Source organism: Paenibacillus sp. Dod16, from assembly GCF_049893405.1.
In the GTDB taxonomy this organism is placed as follows: Bacteria; Bacillota; Bacilli; order Paenibacillales; family Paenibacillaceae; genus Paenibacillus_AQ.
The window spans coordinates 1-19736 of sequence record NZ_JBNDYG010000015.1; the positions used below are offsets into that span (position 1 = coordinate 1).

The following is a 19736-nucleotide window of genomic DNA, read 5'->3' on the forward strand; positions in this document are numbered from 1 at the left end:
CGTAAGCCTGCTGTTTTTCTCGGTTAGAACGCAACATATTTAACACCCTTCCGAACGGTTTATTTACAAATATTATACAATATCGTAAGCCTGCTGTTTTTCTCGGTTAGAACGCAACATATTTAACACCCTTCCGAACGGTTTATTTACAAATATTATACAATATTAACGCGGTGTCGTGTTGAATTAAATACGCAAAAAATAGCTGTCGAGACTTTCTCGACAGCCTGAAGAGAGCCTCTCGGCTCTCCTTCTCCTTATGTATACTTACTTTGAGGGCGATCGATGGGACTTGAACCCACGAATGCCGGAGCCACAATCCGGTGCGTTAACCCCTTCGCCACGACCGCCATGATATTGAGCATTTCATATGCCCGAGATAATAATTTATCAGATATTTAGCTATTTGGCAAATTGTAATTTCTTACATCCCATTCTTGATTTCAACGGAAAGAACATACTATACTTACTTGATTCCAACTATCAGATAATAGCGCCCTTATTCGATACAACATGATGATATAAGGCACGGGAGGAAGCACAGCGATGATCTATCATATTGACTATGTCTCGGAGGGATTGCATATCAAGGGGTATCTTGGTCTGCCGCCGCAACTGCCCCGTTCTGTCGCCCATGAGATGTCCAAAGCGTTCAACGCAATTCACGGCGTTACAATAACCGGCACGCTGGCATGCTCCTTAAACTTGGATCCTGTTTCACACGAACCACCTAAGCCAGTGACTGAGCCTAAGCTTCCTTTGGTCCTGTATTGCCGCGGCGGCATTGGACGGGTTGGCGCTGTAAGGTTGAAGTGGGTTGAAGAATTCGCTGCGCAAGGATATGCCGTGTTTGCTCCGGCCTATCGCGGAAATGAAGGCAGCGAGGGCAGGGATGAATTCGGCGGTGCCGATACGATGGATGTGATCTCCGCAATTGAATGGCTATCGAGCATTTCCTGGATAGATAACCGTCGTATTCATCTGTTGGGCTTTTCCCGCGGTGCGATCAATGCTGCCGTGGCAGCCGCTCTGTCACCACATGTATCCAAAATGATTCTCTGGAGCGGCGTCTCCGATCTGGCACAAACCTACGAAGAACGGATAGATCTGCGCAGAATGATGAAACGCGTCATTGGCGGAACGCCTGCCAAAGTACCTGAGCAGTATCTTCTTCGATCGCCGATCCATTATGCAGACCGTATCCGATGTCCCGTCCTGCTTGTCCATGGGACGCGGGACGAGCAAGTCCTGGTGGAGCATAGTTACCGGATGCTGGACAAGCTTCAAGAACAGGGGCACCAGCCGGAAGCGCATCTGTACGAAGGGCTTGGACATCACTTCCCGCCACCGCAGCATGCAGCGGCGATCAACCGGATGTTCGACTGGTTGAAGAAATAAGAAGAAGTTGAGGAGCGCTCCTCAACTTCTTCTTGTCTCTCTCCAAGCACATGATTTGTTTGGCATTTCTTCCGCCTAGTTGTGCCCAGCAGCCGTCTCAATCCAGTATTTACACGTCCCGTTCGTAATGGAACTTAACTCACCGTGATTCGATTCAATGATGCAGCGGGAAGCCAGATTGGATTCATCGCAGGTCAGAAGGACCCGGCTTATGTTCTTCTCATTGGCCTTCTTGACCAATTCCGCCAACAGCCGCTTGCCATATCCTTTCCTACGCTCCGACGGCCGGATGACATACCCGATATGTCCCCCTAGCTCTAGCAGATTGTCATTCAAGCGATGTCTCAGCTTACCATATCCTATGGGCTTGTCGTTATCGTATAACCAATATATCGTCTGGGGAACATACTGCTCCGGCAGATCGATGCCTCTCGCCATTTCGTAATTGCGCTGCACCTTGGAAGCGAACTCTTCCATGCTCCCGCTTTTTAGACCATTAACGAATCCGTTCCCGCCCTGGCCGATTTCCTGGACCATGAACAGCAGACTTTCATCCTCCAGCACCTGCAGCTCCCTTAATACGAGTCCCATGCCTATTCCTCCACTTGAAAGATCGAATCTACAATGACGGGCAGCTGATCCCGTAAGGATACGGCTCCGAATACGGATCTGGCGTGAATTCCTTGATCCCCGAACACCTCAAGCATCAAGTCCGAGAATCCATTCAACACCTTATGATGCTCCTCATAGTCGGTTGTTGCGTTAACGAAGCCTTGCACCTTGACCACGCGCTTCACTTTATCAAGTGATCCCAGCCCTTCCCTTAATACGGCCAGAACTTCAATCCCGGTCAGACGGGCATATTCATACCCCTGCTCTGTTGTGTAATGCTCTCCGAGCTTCCCTCTCGGCTGTCCTGAGGGACCCTTGCCTGAAACATACATCAACCCGTTAACGATGACATAGTTGGCATACTTGGCTGCTGGCGAGCCTGCTTTAGGCAGGCTGATACCCAGCTGCTCCAGACGTTCCTCGGCATGAACGGTCATGTGATCACTCCTACAGGAAAAATATTCTATCTAAATTTCAACTATTGTATCACGGAATGGCCCATTTACAAGTAAAAAAAGACCAACCACACGCATCGAGGCTGGTCTTGAATTCAACAACATGTCTGATGTTTAGATCCGGAACGAATAAGATGCATAACGCTCCGCGTTATGAATGGCCTGCCATACGTCCGTCGTCTCGGCGCCCGGATACCAGTAGGCATAACCGGCAATCTGATATTTGGCGGCCATGAGATGTTTCATCGATAAAGAACGGGATTCCTCGGTCCATATGCGATGCGGAATGCCGCCGCTGTTATAAGCTGCTTCATACTGCGCCACGCTCTTATTCCATGTGAATGAAGCTTTGTTCAGGCGTATGCGATGTCCCTGCTCAGCCAATGTAATGTCTTGCGAGGACACCGAGGAAGCGATCTTCCAATCCCTCGTGTACAGCGGATACGCGATGATGCTCTTCTTCGCCGGAACTTGGGTCAGCAGCTTGCTCAGTCCAGATTCGCTCCAAGGGAGCGAGGAAACGGAGCCCGCTTTGGGTGAACCGCCCCAGTGCTGGTCATAACTCATGAGTACCATATAGTCCACTTGTGTGCCAAGAGCTGCGTAATCGAATGCAGCCGTCCAATCCGTATTCAGATCAGGTGAAACATCGATGGATAGCTTGGCTCCGAGCCGCCTCATCTCTATGGATAATTGCGTGATAAAGGCCGTCAGATTCTGGCGATCCTGCGGCATGACGTTCTCAAAATCAATATTGATCCCGTCCAATCGATACCGGGATACATTCGCTGCAATACGGTCAACGACAGACTTCCGGGACTGAGCGCTGCTCAGTACTTGGTGAGTTCCTTCCGCATTCCCGCGGTTTCCCACCATAGCCCACACCTGCCGACTGTTGTTGTGAGCCCAATTCAACAGCTCCTTGTCGGTATGGTCCGTCACCTTGCCGTTTGCCTCCATGTAGTACCAGCGCGGTACCAGAACATTCAAGCCGGCCCGTTTGGCATAGGTGATGTATTGCTGGGTCGTACCATTATACAACCAGCCCATATGAACATTTGCAGGAGTTTGAAGGTTAATCTGGGTCAGCACATTTCCTGACTGCAAGACCCGGTCCAGCAGCATTGCCGTCTCTTCCCGGGTGATTGCGTCCTGGGGTCTGAACTGTCCCTTGCTTCCCTGCAGCCAGCCTGTATCCGTCGCTTTACCCACCGCATTCCAAGCCCATTCCGCGATGGAAGCAGAATCCGTATAGTAGTTGGTCGTATTTCCGTTATAGTATCCATTTTCTTTCATAGCACGAATCACCATCACGGCAGCCTCTTGCCTTGTTATGGAAGCATTCGGGTAGAACCGGTAACCATTCCCCTCAACAATGGATAAATTAAGTCCCGCGTGAACCCAGCCATAATACCATGCGGATTTGGAAACATCCCGAAACGCGGACAAATCGTTTGGAACAGGCTCCAGCTTGAGCATTCTGGCAATCATGGCAATGAATTCGGCCCGGGTAACCGGATTTCGCGGCAAAAAAGCTCCTGTGCCATCCCCGCTTACGATACCTCTCTTGGCCAGACGCTGGATCGCGTCTTTGGCAAAGCTTGCCGAGATATCGTGAAAACCGGTCGGACTAGGAGCTTGAGCCGCGGATGCCTGTAGATGGCCAAAAAGCGATGAAAATGACAGCAGCAAACAAAGTGACAGGAAATATTTTTTCAAAGGGACGCCTCGATTCTATTCTATCATCTGATACCATCAGCATATCAGATGATCATAGAATCAGGCATTATTCATTTCTTGGTAATATTCACTGCCGGTATAGATTTAACAGGATAAGATAACCGCACCGATCCCTTCTACAACAAGGGAATCCCGGGTTAAACGCGTAATATGCTCTTCGCCAAGCAGAATCTTCCATTCGCCCAGCTCAGGTAAAGCAAGGGAGGACTCTTTCCGTCCGGCATAATAGAGCACATAGATATGTTTCTCTGGATCCCCGCCCGCATGATCACGAAGCGTGAAAGCGACAGCATGCTCAGGACATGGTTCAAACCGAAGATGCTTACGAATCGACGCAGCATCCCTCAATCTGAATGCCGGATGATTCTTCCGGAGCTGAACGAGCCGTTGAATGTATTTCACTCCATCCTGGTGCTCCGATGCCATACCCCAGTCCAGCCGATTCACTTCATCACTAGCGTTATAACTGTTCTCCACTCCGTTCTTGGAGCGGTAATACTCTTGGCCGGCGTGCAGGAAAGGGATTCCTTGACTGGTTAGGATCATGGCCGATGACAGCCGGTGCATATAACGGCGTGTCGCATCATTTTCCCCTTTGGTCGACAGCATAATTTTGTCCCATAGGGTATGGTTATCATGACATTCCACGTAATTTACGCACTGATCCGGTTCAGTAGCAAACGCCTTAATATCTTTGGAATACGGAATGCCGCCCACGATGCCTTGCTTCACTTTATGAAGTAATCCACTGCCGCCGCTCACAAAGCCCTTATATTCAAAATGAAAAATATCTCCTTTAACGGCATCGCGGAATCCGTCGTTAAAGTGAGCGATACGCGGCATCACGGCTGCTTGCTGCTGATTCGCTCGCTTCTTCTCATCCAGCTCGGTATTCATGACCCAGCCTTCGCCGATCGTGATGATCGACGGATCCATCTCATCCAAGCGCGTCCGGATTTCATTCATCGTCTCCACATCCAGCAATCCCATCAGATCGAATCGGAAACCGTCAACCCGGTACTCCTTCACCCAATGCAGAACGGATTCCACAATGAATTTCCGCATCATCGGACGCTCGGATGCCGTGTCGTTACCGCACCCGGATCCGTTGGAAAATTTGCCGTCCTTCGTATAACGCAGGTAATATCCGGGGACCAGCTTCGTGAAATTGACCAGATACCCGTCATATACATGGTTATACACCACATCCATGATGACCCGTAGGCCTTGATCGTGGAATGTCTGAATCAACTCCTTCAATTCACGAATCCGAACCTCCGGCACATACGGATCCGTAGAATACGAGCCCTCGGGAGCATTGTAGTTCTTCGGGTCGTATCCCCAATTGTACTGCGGCTCATGAAGCCTGGTTTCATCCACGCTTTCCGTCGCAAAATCGTAGATCGGGAGCAGCTCTACATGCGTAGCCCCAAGCTCAACAATATGATCAAGCCCTGTACGAATCCCTCCGGGACCTCGGGTACCTGTCTCCGCCAGACCTTTAAACTTGCCTTTATGTTTCACTCCGCTGCCTTGATGAATGGTGTAATCACGAACATGCAGCTCATAGATCACGGCATCTAGAGGACTATGAAGCGGCGGTTTGTCTTCTGTCCAGTGCTTAGGATCGGTCGAGGCCATGTCCAAGATGTAAGCACGGTCCCCATTGACGCCTACGGCGCCAGCATAAGGGTCGACAGCTTCGTTCCATTGATCCCCGATAAGGACCTGGTAGGTGTAGAACTTGCCTTGAAGATTCTCTCCTACTTTCAGCAGCCAAGTTCCCTTCACATCACGAGTCATCGCGAAACGCCGGGCTTCTGCTGCCTGCCAATCCGGATACAGCAGAACGTATGCCTCGCTTGCCGTCGGTGCCCACAGTCGAAACGTGGACTCTTCAGGTTGGTAGGTTAAACCCAGATCCGTTCCATCATAATAAAATAGCTTGTCAAATTCTTTATCAAAGACGGAGACTCCCCCGGTGACCGCGGGATCTCCGTAGTGAATAACAGCGTTGCTTTCTTTTTGTACCGACAAGATGTTCACTCCTCATGTATGCTTCCTATCCAATTGTATCCGTTCAACTTCTTCCTCCGTAATGGTACGGTTACCATATCGGGCTTCCTCGTAAAGCTCAATCAAGGATTGTGGAATACGATCCTTCCTTCCATTCCATTCCTTAAGATCGCTTTCGGTTTCCCGCGGCGTTAGCGATGCTTTCCAATTATAGCCTTCCCTGATGCTTCGGGAAAGTATCATCCGATACATTCGGCGAATTTTCTCGTTCAAATGCTCCGATCCTTCTCCCGCCCGAAACTTTCCGCCGATACGAATACCGGACAACATCCGTTTTAGTCGTTTGGATGCCGGGTCATGTTCAATATTCTCCACTTCATCCTCATAACCTAACGAGGGCTGAACGTTCTGTCTGTTCATCATCCTGTTCATCCATGCAGAGAATCTTCTATATAGTTTAGGCAGGACTTTGCCAAACCTGAACAGAACATACATCATCCCGATCCCTATAACGGTGAACACGCCATAGATCAGCACTTGCTCCAATACTTTCATCCATGGGCTCTGCGGCTTGGTTTCTTCATCAAGAAACGACATTTCGGGAGGAGGCTCCGACGACGAAGGCGGTTCCGGAGTCTGCTCCGCACCGGAGCTGAACCATCCGGAGATCCATGCAGCGATCCCTCTCGCCATATCAGAGACCCATTGCTGCAGCTGCGGCAAGAAGGCGACCACCGCAACCAGAAGCAGCAATACGAGGATAAACCAGCGATTGTAACGCAGAACCCGGCGTTCCAACACGGGCTGATCATTGCCTGGCAGTGTTTCATCCAACACCAACTGCCGATTGACAAGCAACAGGGTTAATCCTAACGCCGCTGCCCCCATCCAGGTCAGAGAGGATATACCACCTTGGAATGAATCCATAAAACTTAATATAAAACTGCTGACCCCGAACAAAATCAATCCTATTAAGAAATACGTCCCCGGAAACATCAGATTCCAGCTTGCCTGCTCCATTCGGCTGCCGCGATAACTGGCAATAAATATAAGGGGGATGAAATAAGCAAGGGTGATATCTACGCCTACAAAGGCGATGGCTGCCGTAATGGAAACCAGGCACGCCCATAAGGTTGCCTTAAACTGTCGATCCAGCTTGAACCATCGCGCACCTGTGTAGCCAAGTAAGTACCCGCCTAATACTAGGGCAGGCCATACCCATCGGTGCGATTCAGGCAGCAGATAGAACGCCGGAATAAAGAGTACCGGAAAATAGAGCACGCATTCCACGAATCCCTGCAAGAACGTTTTTATAAATCCAGTGTCTCGAGAGGTCATGCAGACACCTCCTTCGCAGGAGACGGCGCTTCACCGAGAGGAAATACCTGAATCGTGTGCCCATGGTCCCGAAAACGCTGAAACATCTCTTCCAGCCTGGGACTGACGTAAGTGCTTAGAATGAGGATATCTCTAGCCTCTTCATGCCGGGACAGTTCAGAGGCCAGATAATCATGAAAAGAAGCCTTTCGGGTCAGCTCCAGTCTCGCCAGCATTTCAAATATCAGATGCTGCTGTGTCATGCCGCCTGCAACCGGGACGAATGCTTCATCGGTTGAATCCTCGCCAAGCGTTCCGTTTGTTCCCATTCCGATCTCCATGCCCTGCGATAATAAATGAGCTGTAATGCCCGCTGCTAGTCGGATGCCATACTCGATCGGCTCGGGCCGCGTCGCTTTGCTCCACATCTGCTCATGATCCTCTATATTCAGATAGATCAAGAGTCGGCTGTCCGCTGTGGTATCCCGCCTGTGGACCTGCAAGATGCCCGTCCGTGCGGTCGCTTTCCATTGAATATCCTTCAGCGGATCGCCGTCCCGATATTCGCGTACGCCTGATATCAGGAAAGGATCCTCCAAGATCCATCTTCGCACCAGCATTTCGCCCATCCAGGTCTGGACCGGGAGGGCCATGTCCGTCACATCCATCGGCATCGGGTACACGATAATGCCACCGGACAACGTCTTGCTCTGGACAATCGACTCCATTCCGACCAGATCCCCCGTCGTCATCGATACCGTACCCAGCTTGTACAGACCTCTGCGCTTAGCGGTAATCCGATGTCTGCGAAGGATCTTGGTCCATGGCAGAAGACTGAAGAAGCTCTTGTGGTTCTGATTGAATTGCCCCTCACTGATATCCAGGTTCAATTGATTATCAAATGCCAGCCCCGAGCGGAATTGGGATTCTACTCTTAACCAGGGCACAGGCAGCGCTTTGCGGTTCTCAATGATTTCGATCAATTCCACGGAATCTCCCTCATAGCAGGTCGACACCTTGAAGGAACGGCTGTAGTTCAGCTTTTTGAGTGCCGTCCGTTTGAAAATCTTGGCCTGCACAACGATGACCACAGCGGCGATTAACAATATCCAATAGGCTCCCATCGCCATCCGCCCCCTACGACGAAATGCCTTCTTCTGTCGGTACGGGAACCTGCTGCAGCAGCCGTTCGATCACTTCTTCCGCCGCGGCCGCACCGCCGCGGCTGTGAAGCGTCCCTCGAAGCTTCAGCCGATGCGCCCATGTCGGCACAGCCAATTCCTTCACATCATCAGGGGTAACAAACTCCCTGCCCTTCAGGACGGCTTGTACTTGCACCGCCTTCAATAAGGCTTGGCAGCCCCTTGGGCTTACGCCCGAGGCAACCGCCTCATCCCGTCTTGAATGCTCGGAAAGCGCAACGATATAGGATAACATCACATCACTGACATGTACTTTGCTGACGATATGTCTGGCTTGTACGATCCGCTCAGACGTTGCAATCGCCATTAGGGACTCCAAGGGTTGATCATCTTTAAATCGCTTCAGAATATTCACGCTTTCCTCTGAGGTAGGGTATCCCATATTCAGTTTAAACAGAAAGCGGTCCAGCTGTGCCTCCGGCAGCGGAAACGTTCCTTGCTGTTCCAGCGGATTTTGCGTCGCGATCACCAAAAACGGCTCTTTCAGCTGATGGGTTACTCCGTCAATGCTGATCTGGCGTTCCTCCATGCACTCCAATAAACTGGACTGCGTACGAGGTGTCGCCCGGTTGATTTCATCGGCTAGAAGGATATTCGTGAACAGAGGACCCGGACGGAATTCAAACGTCGCGGATTGTTGATTATAGAAGTAGATGCCGCTCAGATCCGACGGCAGCAAATCCGGCGTGAACTGTACTCTCTTAAACGTGCAATCAATCGACTTCGAGATGGATTTGGCCAGCAATGTCTTGCCTGTACCCGGCACATCCTCCAACAGAACATGACCAGAAGTGACCATGGCAATAAACAGTCTGTCAATCAGCTGCTCTTTACCTACCATAACTTTGGAAACGTTTGCTCGAATGTCGTCGGCAAGACGGCGAACGCCATGATAATCTATAGTAATTGTAACCACTCCTTATGTAGTTTAACTTTACAACAAAGTTCGTCATCACAACCCATAATTCCTGTTACTCGGGGCAAAATAAGAGCGATTGCCGGATATTCGGCTCCCCCGTCCTTTCAAATGCGGCAAGAAGCTGTCCAAGGACAGCTTCCGAAAGTGCACCCTATGGACGGATCATCCGATATTTAAAAATCTGATTATTCTGCCGTCCTTTCTTCCTGTGAAGAAGTCGAATCCGTCCTGCTTTCTGGAATCAATAGTTTGGTCAGCTCCGCTTCAGCCTGCTCGCGACGATCGATCCGGATATCGATATAATGCTTAACCTCAGGCGGCCGGGCATAAAACGGCTCCAGGGACGCATTCCACAGCTTATAGTCCGGATGCCCGCGGAAGCCGATCAGATGATCCTTAATGCCGCTCCAGCGGACAAGGAATATATATTCATCCCGGTTCTCCACGCACTTGTTAAGCTCATGGCTTACGTATCCCTTTTTCGATAACAGAACGCCGGAAGTTTCCCGAAAGGCACTTTCAAACTCGCTTGCCAGCCCCGGTTTGATATAAAGTATCGCTGATTCCAGTATCATATCGTATCCCCCTCTTCGATATCCATCCGATCAACGGTAAAATGTAACGCTTGTATATAGCAGCGTCATCCTAGGAAAACAAACAAGTAGGTGCAGTCAAGTATATGCTGATATAATGAGAAGCATGAATACACTTATAAGGATGAGACAAACATGGCATTCGGCATCTCGAGACAGGAATTGCAGCAATGGAAGCAGAAGGTTGCACAAGGAGACATCGCTTTTTTGACCCATTATTGGTTCGACAAACGGTTTCCGGAGTTTAATACCGTAACCAAAGTAGGATGCTCGAACATCCAGCGCCTGGAAGACTGGTGTGTATCCAACGGACTTAATCCGGAATATATCCATTACCGTCTGCCTTACCCGCATTTTGATCTGATCGGTCCCAAGCAAACCGAATTACTGCAAAAGTATAACCTCGAAGATCATATCACCCGCTTCGGTCTGTAAACGCGGATCGGTTTATTTTCTCAGAAGACAACAAAACCCGCCTTGATCCACGGCCATTCTCACTACTTGCCGTAATTGAACAGGCGGTTTTTTTAAATACTACTGCATCGACTGGTTCGTACCGAGATTTTCGGATTGTTCTGATCTATTTCTATAACATCCTCATGTAACGGCTCCGCTAGTCATCTTCTTCAGAGTCTTGTTAATCCAGATCGCAGCCATTGCGCCTTCCCCCATCGCCACGGTGGTTAATTCGGAATGGACGCCCAGGTCACCCGCGGCCCAAAGTGACTCGACACTCGTCATTTTGGACCTTGGATCGGTCTTGACATGACGGTTGTGCTCCAGCTCTGCCCCCAACTGCTCGGCCAATTCGGAATGGATCATATTCCCGCCAAAAGATAGGAACCCCCGCTCCGCAGGCACGATGCTCCCATCCTCCAACACAACGGCCGATAGGATGCCGCCTTCCTCACGAATTTCCGACACCTTTTTCTCTATATACGGAATCCCGAGCTCCGCCAATTGGGACATATGCTCGGAAGAAGCCGGCTCCCCCTCATGATTGATGTAAATGATATCCTGGGTTCGCTCCGATAGCAGCACAGCCATACTGGCACCGGAATCACCTGATCCCATTACGACGGTCTTGCGATCCTGAATTTCATAACCATCGCAATCAGGACATACAAAGACGGATGTGCCCAGCGTGGACATCAGGCCTGGCAGCTCGGGAAAACGGTCCATCACGCCTGTTGCGAGCAGCAAGGTTTTGGCCCTGTAATGAACTCCATCTTTACCAGTTAACACAAAATACTCCGATTCATCCCGTTCCGCCTTCCAGATATCATCGGCTGCAAACGTAACGCCGACAGATTCCGCCTGCAGGCGCCCCCGCCCCCTGAGCTCTTCACCAGAGACCCCATCTGGCCATCCAAGGATATTGCGGTAACTCTTGCAGATGGTGGACCGCCCCGTTCCCCGGTCGATCACCAGGACATCATAGGCAGAATACCGCCCCAGCTGTATAGCCGCCTGCAGACCTGCAATTCCGCCGCCAATGATAATGCAATCCTTCACTTCGGTATCCAACATGTAGGTTTATCCACTCATTTCTATATCGAATTAAGCGCAAGAACTCTTTGCTTCAAGATATACTTCAAGAAGAGAGGTACACCCTAAATATTTAACCAATCTGCCGTGATTTACTCCTAAAAATCAAATAGACCCCGGCACACAGCGCCGAGGTCCAAACCAATGAATTACAGGAGAAGCTGTCCGGCTAATGCACCGGCAATCACAACAAGCCACGGAGGGCTCTTCCAGAACATCAGCATCCCGAACAGCCCCGCGCCGATCACAAATTCAAGCGGACTGTGGATGGAGGATGTCCATATGGGATGGTACAGAGCAGCCAGCAGAATCCCGACCACTGCCGCATTCATGCCTGTCAGCAAGCCTTGCAGCTTAGGGTTTCTGCGGATGCTGTTCCAGAAAGGCATGGCCCCTACGATAAGCAGAAATCCAGGCAAAAAGATAGCCAGTGTAGCCACGACACCTCCAGGAATCCCCTGAATCAAGACCCCGAGGTAAGCGGCAAAAGTAAATAACGGACCGGGTACTGCCTGTGTTGCTCCGTAACCCGTCAGGAAATCCTCTTTAGACATCCATCCGTTCAGCACCGTCTCACTCTCCAGCAGCGGGAGAACGACGTGTCCTCCGCCGAATACAAGCGATCCGGCTCGGTAGAAGCTGTCAACAATGGCTACCCAACCATTATCGGTCAGCCCTTTAAGGAGCGGCAGACCCACTAATAACACAACAAACAGGCCCAAGCAAAAGAGTCCGGCTCTCCGTCCGATCGGCATCTTTATCTCGGGTACTGCTTCTTCGTTCGCTTGACGCTTGAATAACCACAGTCCCGATAAGCCGGCAAGAGCGATGACCGTCACTTGAGAAATGGGACTCTGCCACAGCAGAACGACTGCCATGGCTATTAACGCTATAGCCGCCCTTACAGGGCCTGAGGCCAGCTTTCCTGCCATACCCAGAACCGCCTGCGCCACGATGGCCACTGCGACAATTTTCAGCCCTTGAATCCAGCCTGCCGAGCCGGGATCGAAGGTTTGCATCAAATAGGCGAAGATCATAAGCATGAGCACGGACGGTAATGTGAAGCCAAGCCAGGCGACGATGCCGCCCCAGATGCCCGCTCGCATCATCCCAACACCAATACCCACCTGGCTGCTGGCGGGTCCGGGAAGAAATTGGGCCAGGGCCACCAGATCCGCATAGCTTTTTTCGTCCAACCATTGCTTGCGGCGCACATAAGTCTGGTGGAAGTATCCAAGATGTGCGATCGGTCCGCCAAACGATGTGAGCCCCAGTTGCAGAGCGGTCCACCAGGTTTCGCCGAGGGCACGCCACTTGCCAGAGTGCTGCCTATTGCCAACTTGAGCTTGAACTTGTTCTTTGTCTGTCTCCGGATTCAATATTCATCGCTCCCCATATGCTTGGTGTCTTGTAATAGAAATCGTAAACCCGTTAACCGTTAAGTATACAGGTCATCTTTATCAAATTTCAGAGTATACCAAACTCTCATGATCAATCTACCCATTTATGTAAACGCTATGTAAAATCTAAAGAATTTTGAGTGATATCGTGTGAAATTCCGGTATATGTACTAAAAAAAGAACGACCCAGCTGAACTTATGTCCATGGATCGCTCTTATGTTCCTATTCAATGTATGCGCCATTATATGTGACTTGTATAACGTTAAGCCTCCGGCTTCGTTTCGTTCGGCACGGACAGATACCCTGGTTTCGCAGCGCCAAAACCAAAAATGAACAATACAACGACAATGGCGGATAATACCGCCAGAGGCACCTTCCATCCGCCTGTTGCATCATGCAGGAATCCGATGAGCAGCGGACCTACAGCAGCCAATAAATAACCCAGCGACTGGGCCATACCGGATAAAGCGGCAGCTTCTTGAGCCGATTTCGTACGAAGGGTAAAGAACATCAGGGATAAACTGAAATTGGCCCCGCCTGAAATACCTACCAGCATCACCCATAGCAGATTTAATGAAGTCAGGCCAGAAAATAAGCCTGCATATCCGGTCAGCATAGACAAGGCAGAGATCGTCACCAGCATGCGCTGATTGGGATTCCGGCCAGCCAGAACAGGAATAATAAAGGAGAATGGCAGGCTGACAAATTGGAGAATCGAGAGCATCCAGCCCGCGGCACTATAATCCATGCCTTGGCTTCTCAGAATCTCGGGCAGCCATGAGATGTTCACGTAGAACGTAAACGATTGAAGACCCATGAATAAAGTAATGTACCAAGCAAGCGGTGACCTCAGCACACTCTGATGTTTGGTCGCAGCCGAACTGACCTCAGCGGTTCTTCCGGTGCTCCGGCGCTGGATGATCCATACGATGAGAGCCAAGACGGATAACGAACCCCAGATTAATAGGGACCCTTGCCAACCAAGCCCAGCTTGGGTAGCCAGCGGAACGCTGATCCCGGATGCGATCGCGGCGAGCAGGTTCATCGAGGCAGAGTACGTCCCCGTCATCAATCCGATATGCCGGGGGAAATCCCGCTTGACCAGACTTGGAAGCAGCACGTTCCCAACGGCTATAGCCATTCCGAGAAATGCGGTACCGATTAACAGCGTATAAGGGGATGATATCGAGCGGATGCCGATGCCGAATGTCAGCACCACCATACTTAGTAAAAGAGTAGTCTCCAGCCCCCATTTTTTAGCCATGGCCGGTGCCATTGGCGACAATAAAGCAAAGGCTAGTAGCGGCAGCGTAGTGAGCATACCCGCCAAGGTGTTCGAGATTCCCGTATCGTCGCGGATGATCCCGATCAGCGGGCCGACCGATGTAATCGCCGCTCTCAGGTTAATGGCAATCAGGATAATACCTGCAAACATCATCCATGTGCGCCCGGCGGAAGTTGTGTTTTGATCTATTGATGTTCTTGATGTCATGACATGAACTCCTTACTTTCAAGCGATATGTAAAAATAAACTTATCCGAGTTTATCACAAACCCGGATATTAGGCTATAGCCTCGGGAAGCTTCATGGCAGCTTTTAGGGCCAGTCTGTCGCCTATTCAGCGTTGTACATTAACCTGTAGACGCACGTATAGAGCCCTACACAAGCGGGCTCCAAGCGTACACGGATAACTTTTGGACATCACGAATGAATTCATTATACCGTTTCTGTATTTCCTCGGATGCGTACTGACGGAACTGCTCGAAGATCCCCATGCACCGCAGCATCCCGTTATCACTTTTGGTTCTGATCGAATACTCGAGGCTGTCCAGGATATAGGATAACCCCCGATCATACTGTTTAGCATTCAAATAGTATATCCCTAACTCGGCGAGGAGGCGGGTGTATCGGTTTAATGTGACCTGATCGCTAACCTTTCCAAGTTGATTTTGCTGCGATCTATAATGCAGATGCTCTTTAAAGCGTTCCAAAATTGGATCAACCTGAAGTTGATAACGATTGGCTGCGACCATGATATTGCATAGAGCTAGAAAGATCTCATCATTTCTTGATTCAACATAATCTACATACTGATTCAGAGAACCTGGCTGCCCACTCATTAAACCATACATATATCGATTAGCCTCAGCCCATTCGCTGAACTGCTCCAAAATCAGAGATTCCTCTTGGCTCGGATTTATTACCCAATCTGGTTTATCATACAATGATACATAGTGGAAAGCATGATCGTAATCACCTCGTTCTTGATACACAAATGCCTGAATTAGGTACGAATATAGTAAATAAAAAAGAAGAGGTCTCTTTGGAAATTCAAGCGATTCAAACGTATCTCTATTTTGCTGATAATGAATTCTGGCTTGATGTTCCATTCTTTTGGCTAGAGCTTCGATTTTATCCATTCGCTGCAAAGATATATTTAAATTAATAAGCTTAACTAACGCATCCAATTGATAGATTTCATCTAACCTATCAATATAAGGCTCAAAGTATACAGCTGCTTGTAAATTTTCCTCTTGGTTCTCACCTAACCTGATTAAGAATAGTCGATACTGGCAAAGAGCTAACCGTTCGGAATACTGAAATTTTTCGCACTCGGCAACGCACTCGTATAACAAAGCTGCGGCTTCACGCTTCTCCTCGTTAAATAAGGTCTCCGCCATATCAAAAAGCATCGGTGCGTAGTTAATGTTTTCCATCGTCATTCGTGCAGCTCTATGCAAACAATCCAATTTATCCAGTTCTGCACATCGCTCAAGAAAAGGTCCAAGCCTTCGCCAATCCGGAGTCGTATGAAAAATGCTTTCCGTTATGTAAAGTTCGTAGAAATGCCCCTCTTCCAGACCCATCCCTTCGGTTATCCGGTCTAACTGGTGCATGGACATGGGACGATTCCCATTCAGGATATTACTAAGTGTCCCGCTGTTAATGCCCGATAACCTGGCAAATTGGTTGATCGTCATATGATGATTCTGCAAATATCTAACTATTTCTCCGCGAATCGTGGCTGTCGTCTCCAAGTAACAACACCCCCAGATGGAAAACCAAGTATTAGTATAGTAAATAATTACATGCTATTATTTTACATTCGTTTGGTCAATAGTGATAATGAATTGCTCTTTTTTTATAATTCGAAAAATACATTAATAAAAAGAAGATAGTCCCTCGTTTTTCAGGAACTATCTTCTTTAAGATATCTTTAGTACCAGTATTATCACTGTATCCTAACTTATTAGCTTCCGACACCATGATCATGTGATAATGTTGCCCGATGTGTCGGATCTAACAGATCCGCATTGTTTGAAATAACGGGTAATGTTATTAGCATTACAATACTAAATGTAGCTAGTAGACAAGCCAATTTTCTTTTCATTTAAATCCTGCACCTCACTTACTAAAGTTTTATAGCGTTTCTGACATTCATACGAAGAAAAATCGCGAAACTGTTCAAATAATCCCATACATCTTAGCATACCCCTGTTACTATTTATTGTAATAGATCTGTCTAAACTTTCCAATATAAATTGTAAACCTTTGTCGTAATTTTTTGAATTCAAATAATATATTCCTAATTCAGACAAAAGTCGGGTATATCTTTCAGTATTAACTTGTCGATTAATGGTGCCTATATTACTTGATTGATCTTTAAGTATTAAATACACCTCAAAACGTTCCAATATTTGTTCTACGTTCAAGTCAAAACGATTGGCAGCGATCATTACATTACACAGTGCAGTGAAAATTTCATTTTCTCTAGTCGAAATGTATTCTACGTAATCAGTTAAAACCTCAACTTGTCCAACCATAAGCTGGTAGAGATATTTATTAGCCTCTCCCCAGTCCTTAAACTGATTGATAACCCGAATTTCATCTATAGAAGGCTCAGTAACCCAGTCAGGATTCATATATAATGATACATAGTATAATCCTTGCTCATAATTTCCTCTTTCTCGACAAACATTTGCTTGAATTAATTGAGCGTACAAAATATAGAATATTAAAGGTTTCACCTCTCCTGCCTCTAGATCATACATTTTCACATCATTCTGATACTGAATCTTTGCTTTACTACCCATTTTTTTAGCTAATTCTTCAACTTTATCCCATCGATTTAGCGATACATTTATATTGATCAATTGTCTTAATGCATCCAACTGATACATTTCATCTAAACGATCCACAAACGGCTCAAAATAAACGGCAGCCTGCAAGTTTGCATCCTGATCATCTGTGAGTTCTAATACAAACAACCGATACTGACAAAGGGCCAACCGCTCCGAATGCTGAAATCGTTCACTCTCCGCCACACTTTTATACAGCAGTACAGCCGCCTCATGTTTTCCCTCTTTGAAAAAAAGCTCTGCCGTTTCAAAGAGTAAGGGGGAATAAGAGATATTATCCATCGTCATCCGGACAGCCTTGTCCAGACAATTCAGCTTCCCCAGCTCCGCGCATCGGTGAAGAAACGGACCCAGCCGACGCCAATCCGGCGTAGCATGAAAGATGCATTCATCTATATACAGCTCGTAAAAATAACCCTCTTCCAGACCCATACCTAACGTAATCCGGTCCAACTGCTGCATGGAAATCGGACGGTTCCCATTCAGAATGTTGCTGAGTGTGCCGCTATTGACCCCCGATATCTCAGCAAATCGATTAATCGTCATTTCGTGCTTATGTAGAAACTCTTCCATTTGTTCGCGAATCGTGGCTGTCCTTTCCAAGCTAACACCACCCTCTAGGATCGAACCCAAATATTAGTATATTTCTCTATACAGTAATCATATTGATTAATATTCCAGCGGTCAATACTTATTTACGTCATTTTTTTACAAAAAATAACCAATACAATTTAAAAATGCCAAATTCAGCACTTTTCTTTACTATTTATATATCGTCATATGGATCACTACGATGAGAAAAAGCGCTCCGAAATTTTCGGAAGCGCTTTGAAAGTTGGATTACACCTTAACGGCCCTAACTTCAATCAAGTCAGGGCCGCTACTTACTATATCCTCTCTAGCTCCTTCTTGCCTGAATTAATGTGAACCAATCCGAATCCCCATTAAATACACCGTGTACTCTGTATACAGGCTGATAGAAGCCCTTCGTGTCATATATAAACGTAAGCTCGATTCCTGTTATATCTAGTTGATCACCTTTTTTAATGACGAGTTGATCAGGCTTTAATATTGCATTTCTTTTGATTTGAGGAAATTCTCCATCCTTGATACGCTCATATACCTCTGCAGGAGACAGGATATCTACTTCCTTAATGAATCGATTCTCTTGGATCCCGTTATTTATCGAATAGATACTGCCATCTTGTTTAAGACCGAGTAACAATTCGCCAGTCCAGTAACTTTCGGTTAACCCCGCTTTATCCGTGAGGGTCCATTGAAATTCTCCGTCCTCCAACGCTGTAACATCAGCCTCTTGGGGGAGTATGCCAAGATCGGCCATCATGATTTTGGCTTTTGAGAGCAGCGGTTCTTGGTCAGCGAATGAAGCCCGATCTGGTATATAATTGTTCTCGGTTAACGACCAGTTCCCCTCTTGGGATTGATAGAATGTATATGATGTTCCTGATTTGTCTTCCATTAGAACCTCACGATCGCCGCCTCGCTCCTTAAGTTTCAACACAGATAATCCTAACTTTTGCTGCAGCAGGGCTTCTACACTATCCCGCTGAGTGATTTTCTTGTATACGGGGGCGACCACAGGTGCCGAGCTTAGCTGAAGGGATGTTGTCACTTCAACATCTGTCATATTCCATTGGGTATATGAGTTTATGGCCAGATTGCCGAACTCCTGTTGGGAATACACAATATGCATACCGACAAAAAACAAACCCATGATTAGAGGTATCGCCAGATTTCCCAACAGACTTTTCATTTTTACTCTTTTATTATTAATAATGGAAGCAGCAAGTCTGTATAACTGATATCCAAAAATACCACCAAGCGTGTTGTTCATAATATCAGCAAGCTCAAACAGCCCTGCACCTGACAGCGTCTGATAGGTTTCAATAAAGAGCGTGGAACCTACCACGACTAGAAGAAGCCACTTAAACGCTTTAAATTTCCGGCTGATGAAGGGCAGCAATATTCCCATCGGGATAAACATGATGATATTAAATATGCCGTTCTGAAGATCACGTAAGGAATATTTGTTCCACGCTTCGATATAATCGCTGAATGGATGGAGATTCATCTGCAAGAAATGAGAATGGCCGCGCCCGAGCATGGTTAGCTCAAGCACAAATACAACATATCCGATGAACAAGGCGCCAAGAAAAAGCTTTTTCATATGAATCCTTGGCTTTCCCTCTGATTGTTGTTTTCTATAATAAAGATAATAATATAACCCGATTAGAACGAATTCGATCCCGATAATTACGATGACCGGCAGCATTAAAATACGTAGATTCGTATAGATTGCATCAATCCCCAAGACGAGGTCCCCCTTATGACTTTATTCTAATGATGGTTGACACTGTCTTTCCTTGCAGTTTCAA

The 19736-nt window shown here is 47.8% G+C and carries 16 protein-coding genes and 1 tRNA gene; 2 read left to right on the forward strand and 15 right to left on the reverse strand.

Annotation, left to right across the window (positions count from 1 at the left end; all coding sequences use genetic code 11):
* Positions 1-277: 277 nt before the first annotated feature.
* A tRNA-His gene (locus ACPV3A_RS12900) sits at positions 278-350 on the reverse strand.
* A 196-nt stretch (positions 351-546) separates the two neighbouring features.
* On the opposite strand from ACPV3A_RS12900, the gene ACPV3A_RS12905 reads away from it, so the two are divergent.
* Entirely contained in the window at positions 547-1398 is an 852-nt protein-coding gene (locus tag ACPV3A_RS12905) for an alpha/beta hydrolase family protein (RefSeq protein ID WP_426199876.1), read from the forward strand.
* A 75-nt stretch (positions 1399-1473) separates the two neighbouring features.
* Here ACPV3A_RS12905 and ACPV3A_RS12910 read toward each other — a convergent pair whose 3' ends face one another.
* From ACPV3A_RS12910 to ACPV3A_RS12945, 8 genes are all read right to left on the reverse strand, one after another.
* A complete protein-coding gene (locus tag ACPV3A_RS12910; RefSeq protein ID WP_426199877.1) occupies positions 1474-1989 on the reverse strand; it encodes a GNAT family N-acetyltransferase in 516 nt (171 codons plus the stop codon).
* Positions 1990-1991: 2 nt separating this feature from the next.
* Complete coding sequence (locus ACPV3A_RS12915) at positions 1992-2447, reverse strand: RidA family protein (RefSeq protein WP_127592381.1); 456 nt, start codon at positions 2445-2447, stop codon at positions 1992-1994.
* Positions 2448-2579: 132 nt separating this feature from the next.
* Entirely contained in the window at positions 2580-4184 is a 1605-nt protein-coding gene (locus tag ACPV3A_RS12920; RefSeq protein WP_339218210.1) for an S-layer homology domain-containing protein, read from the reverse strand.
* A 105-nt stretch (positions 4185-4289) separates the two neighbouring features.
* A complete protein-coding gene (gene pulA, locus ACPV3A_RS12925) occupies positions 4290-6242 on the reverse strand; it encodes a type I pullulanase (protein ID WP_426199878.1) in 1953 nt (650 codons plus the stop codon).
* A 12-nt stretch (positions 6243-6254) separates the two neighbouring features.
* Positions 6255-7559 carry a DUF4129 domain-containing protein gene (locus tag ACPV3A_RS12930; RefSeq protein WP_426199879.1) on the reverse strand — a complete coding sequence of 435 codons (1305 nt, stop codon included), beginning with the start codon at positions 7557-7559 and terminating at the stop codon, positions 6255-6257.
* Positions 7556-8662, reverse strand: coding sequence for a DUF58 domain-containing protein (locus tag ACPV3A_RS12935; protein ID WP_426199880.1), 1107 nt, complete (start codon positions 8660-8662; stop codon positions 7556-7558). The genes ACPV3A_RS12930 and ACPV3A_RS12935 overlap by 4 nt, the downstream gene beginning before the upstream one ends.
* 13 nt (positions 8663-8675) lie before the next feature.
* Complete coding sequence (locus ACPV3A_RS12940) at positions 8676-9656, reverse strand: AAA family ATPase (RefSeq protein WP_194543459.1); 981 nt, start codon at positions 9654-9656, stop codon at positions 8676-8678.
* Between the two features lie 188 nt (positions 9657-9844).
* Positions 9845-10234, reverse strand: a complete 390-nt coding sequence (locus tag ACPV3A_RS12945; RefSeq protein WP_426199881.1) for an antibiotic biosynthesis monooxygenase family protein — start codon at positions 10232-10234, stop codon at positions 9845-9847.
* 153 nt (positions 10235-10387) lie between these two features.
* Between ACPV3A_RS12945 and ACPV3A_RS12950 the strand changes: the two genes are divergently transcribed.
* A complete protein-coding gene (locus tag ACPV3A_RS12950; RefSeq protein ID WP_194543461.1) occupies positions 10388-10687 on the forward strand; it encodes a hypothetical protein in 300 nt (99 codons plus the stop codon).
* Between the two features lie 162 nt (positions 10688-10849).
* On the opposite strand, the gene ACPV3A_RS12955 is transcribed toward ACPV3A_RS12950, so the two are convergent.
* The 6 genes from ACPV3A_RS12955 to ACPV3A_RS12980 all read right to left on the reverse strand — a co-directional run bounded on the left by ACPV3A_RS12955 (position 10850) and on the right by ACPV3A_RS12980 (position 19672).
* Positions 10850-11782, reverse strand: a complete 933-nt coding sequence (locus ACPV3A_RS12955; protein ID WP_426199882.1) for an NAD(P)/FAD-dependent oxidoreductase — start codon at positions 11780-11782, stop codon at positions 10850-10852.
* A 167-nt stretch (positions 11783-11949) separates the two neighbouring features.
* A complete protein-coding gene (locus tag ACPV3A_RS12960) occupies positions 11950-13179 on the reverse strand; it encodes a chromate transporter (protein WP_426199883.1) in 1230 nt (409 codons plus the stop codon).
* Between the two features lie 284 nt (positions 13180-13463).
* A complete protein-coding gene (locus tag ACPV3A_RS12965; RefSeq protein WP_426199884.1) occupies positions 13464-14693 on the reverse strand; it encodes a CynX/NimT family MFS transporter in 1230 nt (409 codons plus the stop codon).
* A 166-nt stretch (positions 14694-14859) separates the two neighbouring features.
* Complete coding sequence (locus ACPV3A_RS12970) at positions 14860-16239, reverse strand: helix-turn-helix domain-containing protein (RefSeq protein ID WP_426199885.1); 1380 nt, start codon at positions 16237-16239, stop codon at positions 14860-14862.
* A 315-nt stretch (positions 16240-16554) separates the two neighbouring features.
* The gene (locus tag ACPV3A_RS12975; RefSeq protein WP_426199886.1) at positions 16555-17943 is read right to left on the reverse strand and encodes a transcriptional regulator; all 1389 of its coding nucleotides are present in this window, start codon (positions 17941-17943) and stop codon (positions 16555-16557) included.
* A gap of 295 nt (positions 17944-18238) precedes the next feature.
* Complete coding sequence (locus tag ACPV3A_RS12980) at positions 18239-19672, reverse strand: VanZ family protein (protein WP_426199887.1); 1434 nt, start codon at positions 19670-19672, stop codon at positions 18239-18241.
* Positions 19673-19736: the final 64 nt, after the last annotated feature.

Bases quoted from the DNA above. Each gene is read 5' to 3' on its own strand.
- ACPV3A_RS12950 (WP_194543461.1), top strand. From the start codon at position 10,388: ATGGCATTCGGCATCTCGAGACAGGAATTGCAGCAATGGAAGCAGAAG.
- ACPV3A_RS12905 (WP_426199876.1), top strand. From the start codon at position 547: ATGATCTATCATATTGACTATGTCTCGGAGGGATTGCATATCAAGGGG.
- ACPV3A_RS12915 (WP_127592381.1), bottom strand. From the start codon at position 2,447: ATGACCGTTCATGCCGAGGAACGTCTGGAGCAGCTGGGTATCAGCCTG.
- ACPV3A_RS12965 (WP_426199884.1), bottom strand. From the start codon at position 14,693: ATGACATCAAGAACATCAATAGATCAAAACACAACTTCCGCCGGGCGC.
- ACPV3A_RS12955 (WP_426199882.1), bottom strand. From the start codon at position 11,782: ATGTTGGATACCGAAGTGAAGGATTGCATTATCATTGGCGGCGGAATT.
- ACPV3A_RS12930 (WP_426199879.1), bottom strand. From the start codon at position 7,559: ATGACCTCTCGAGACACTGGATTTATAAAAACGTTCTTGCAGGGATTC.
- ACPV3A_RS12945 (WP_426199881.1), bottom strand. From the start codon at position 10,234: ATGATACTGGAATCAGCGATACTTTATATCAAACCGGGGCTGGCAAGC.
- ACPV3A_RS12910 (WP_426199877.1), bottom strand. From the start codon at position 1,989: ATGGGACTCGTATTAAGGGAGCTGCAGGTGCTGGAGGATGAAAGTCTG.
- ACPV3A_RS12935 (WP_426199880.1), bottom strand. From the start codon at position 8,662: ATGGGAGCCTATTGGATATTGTTAATCGCCGCTGTGGTCATCGTTGTG.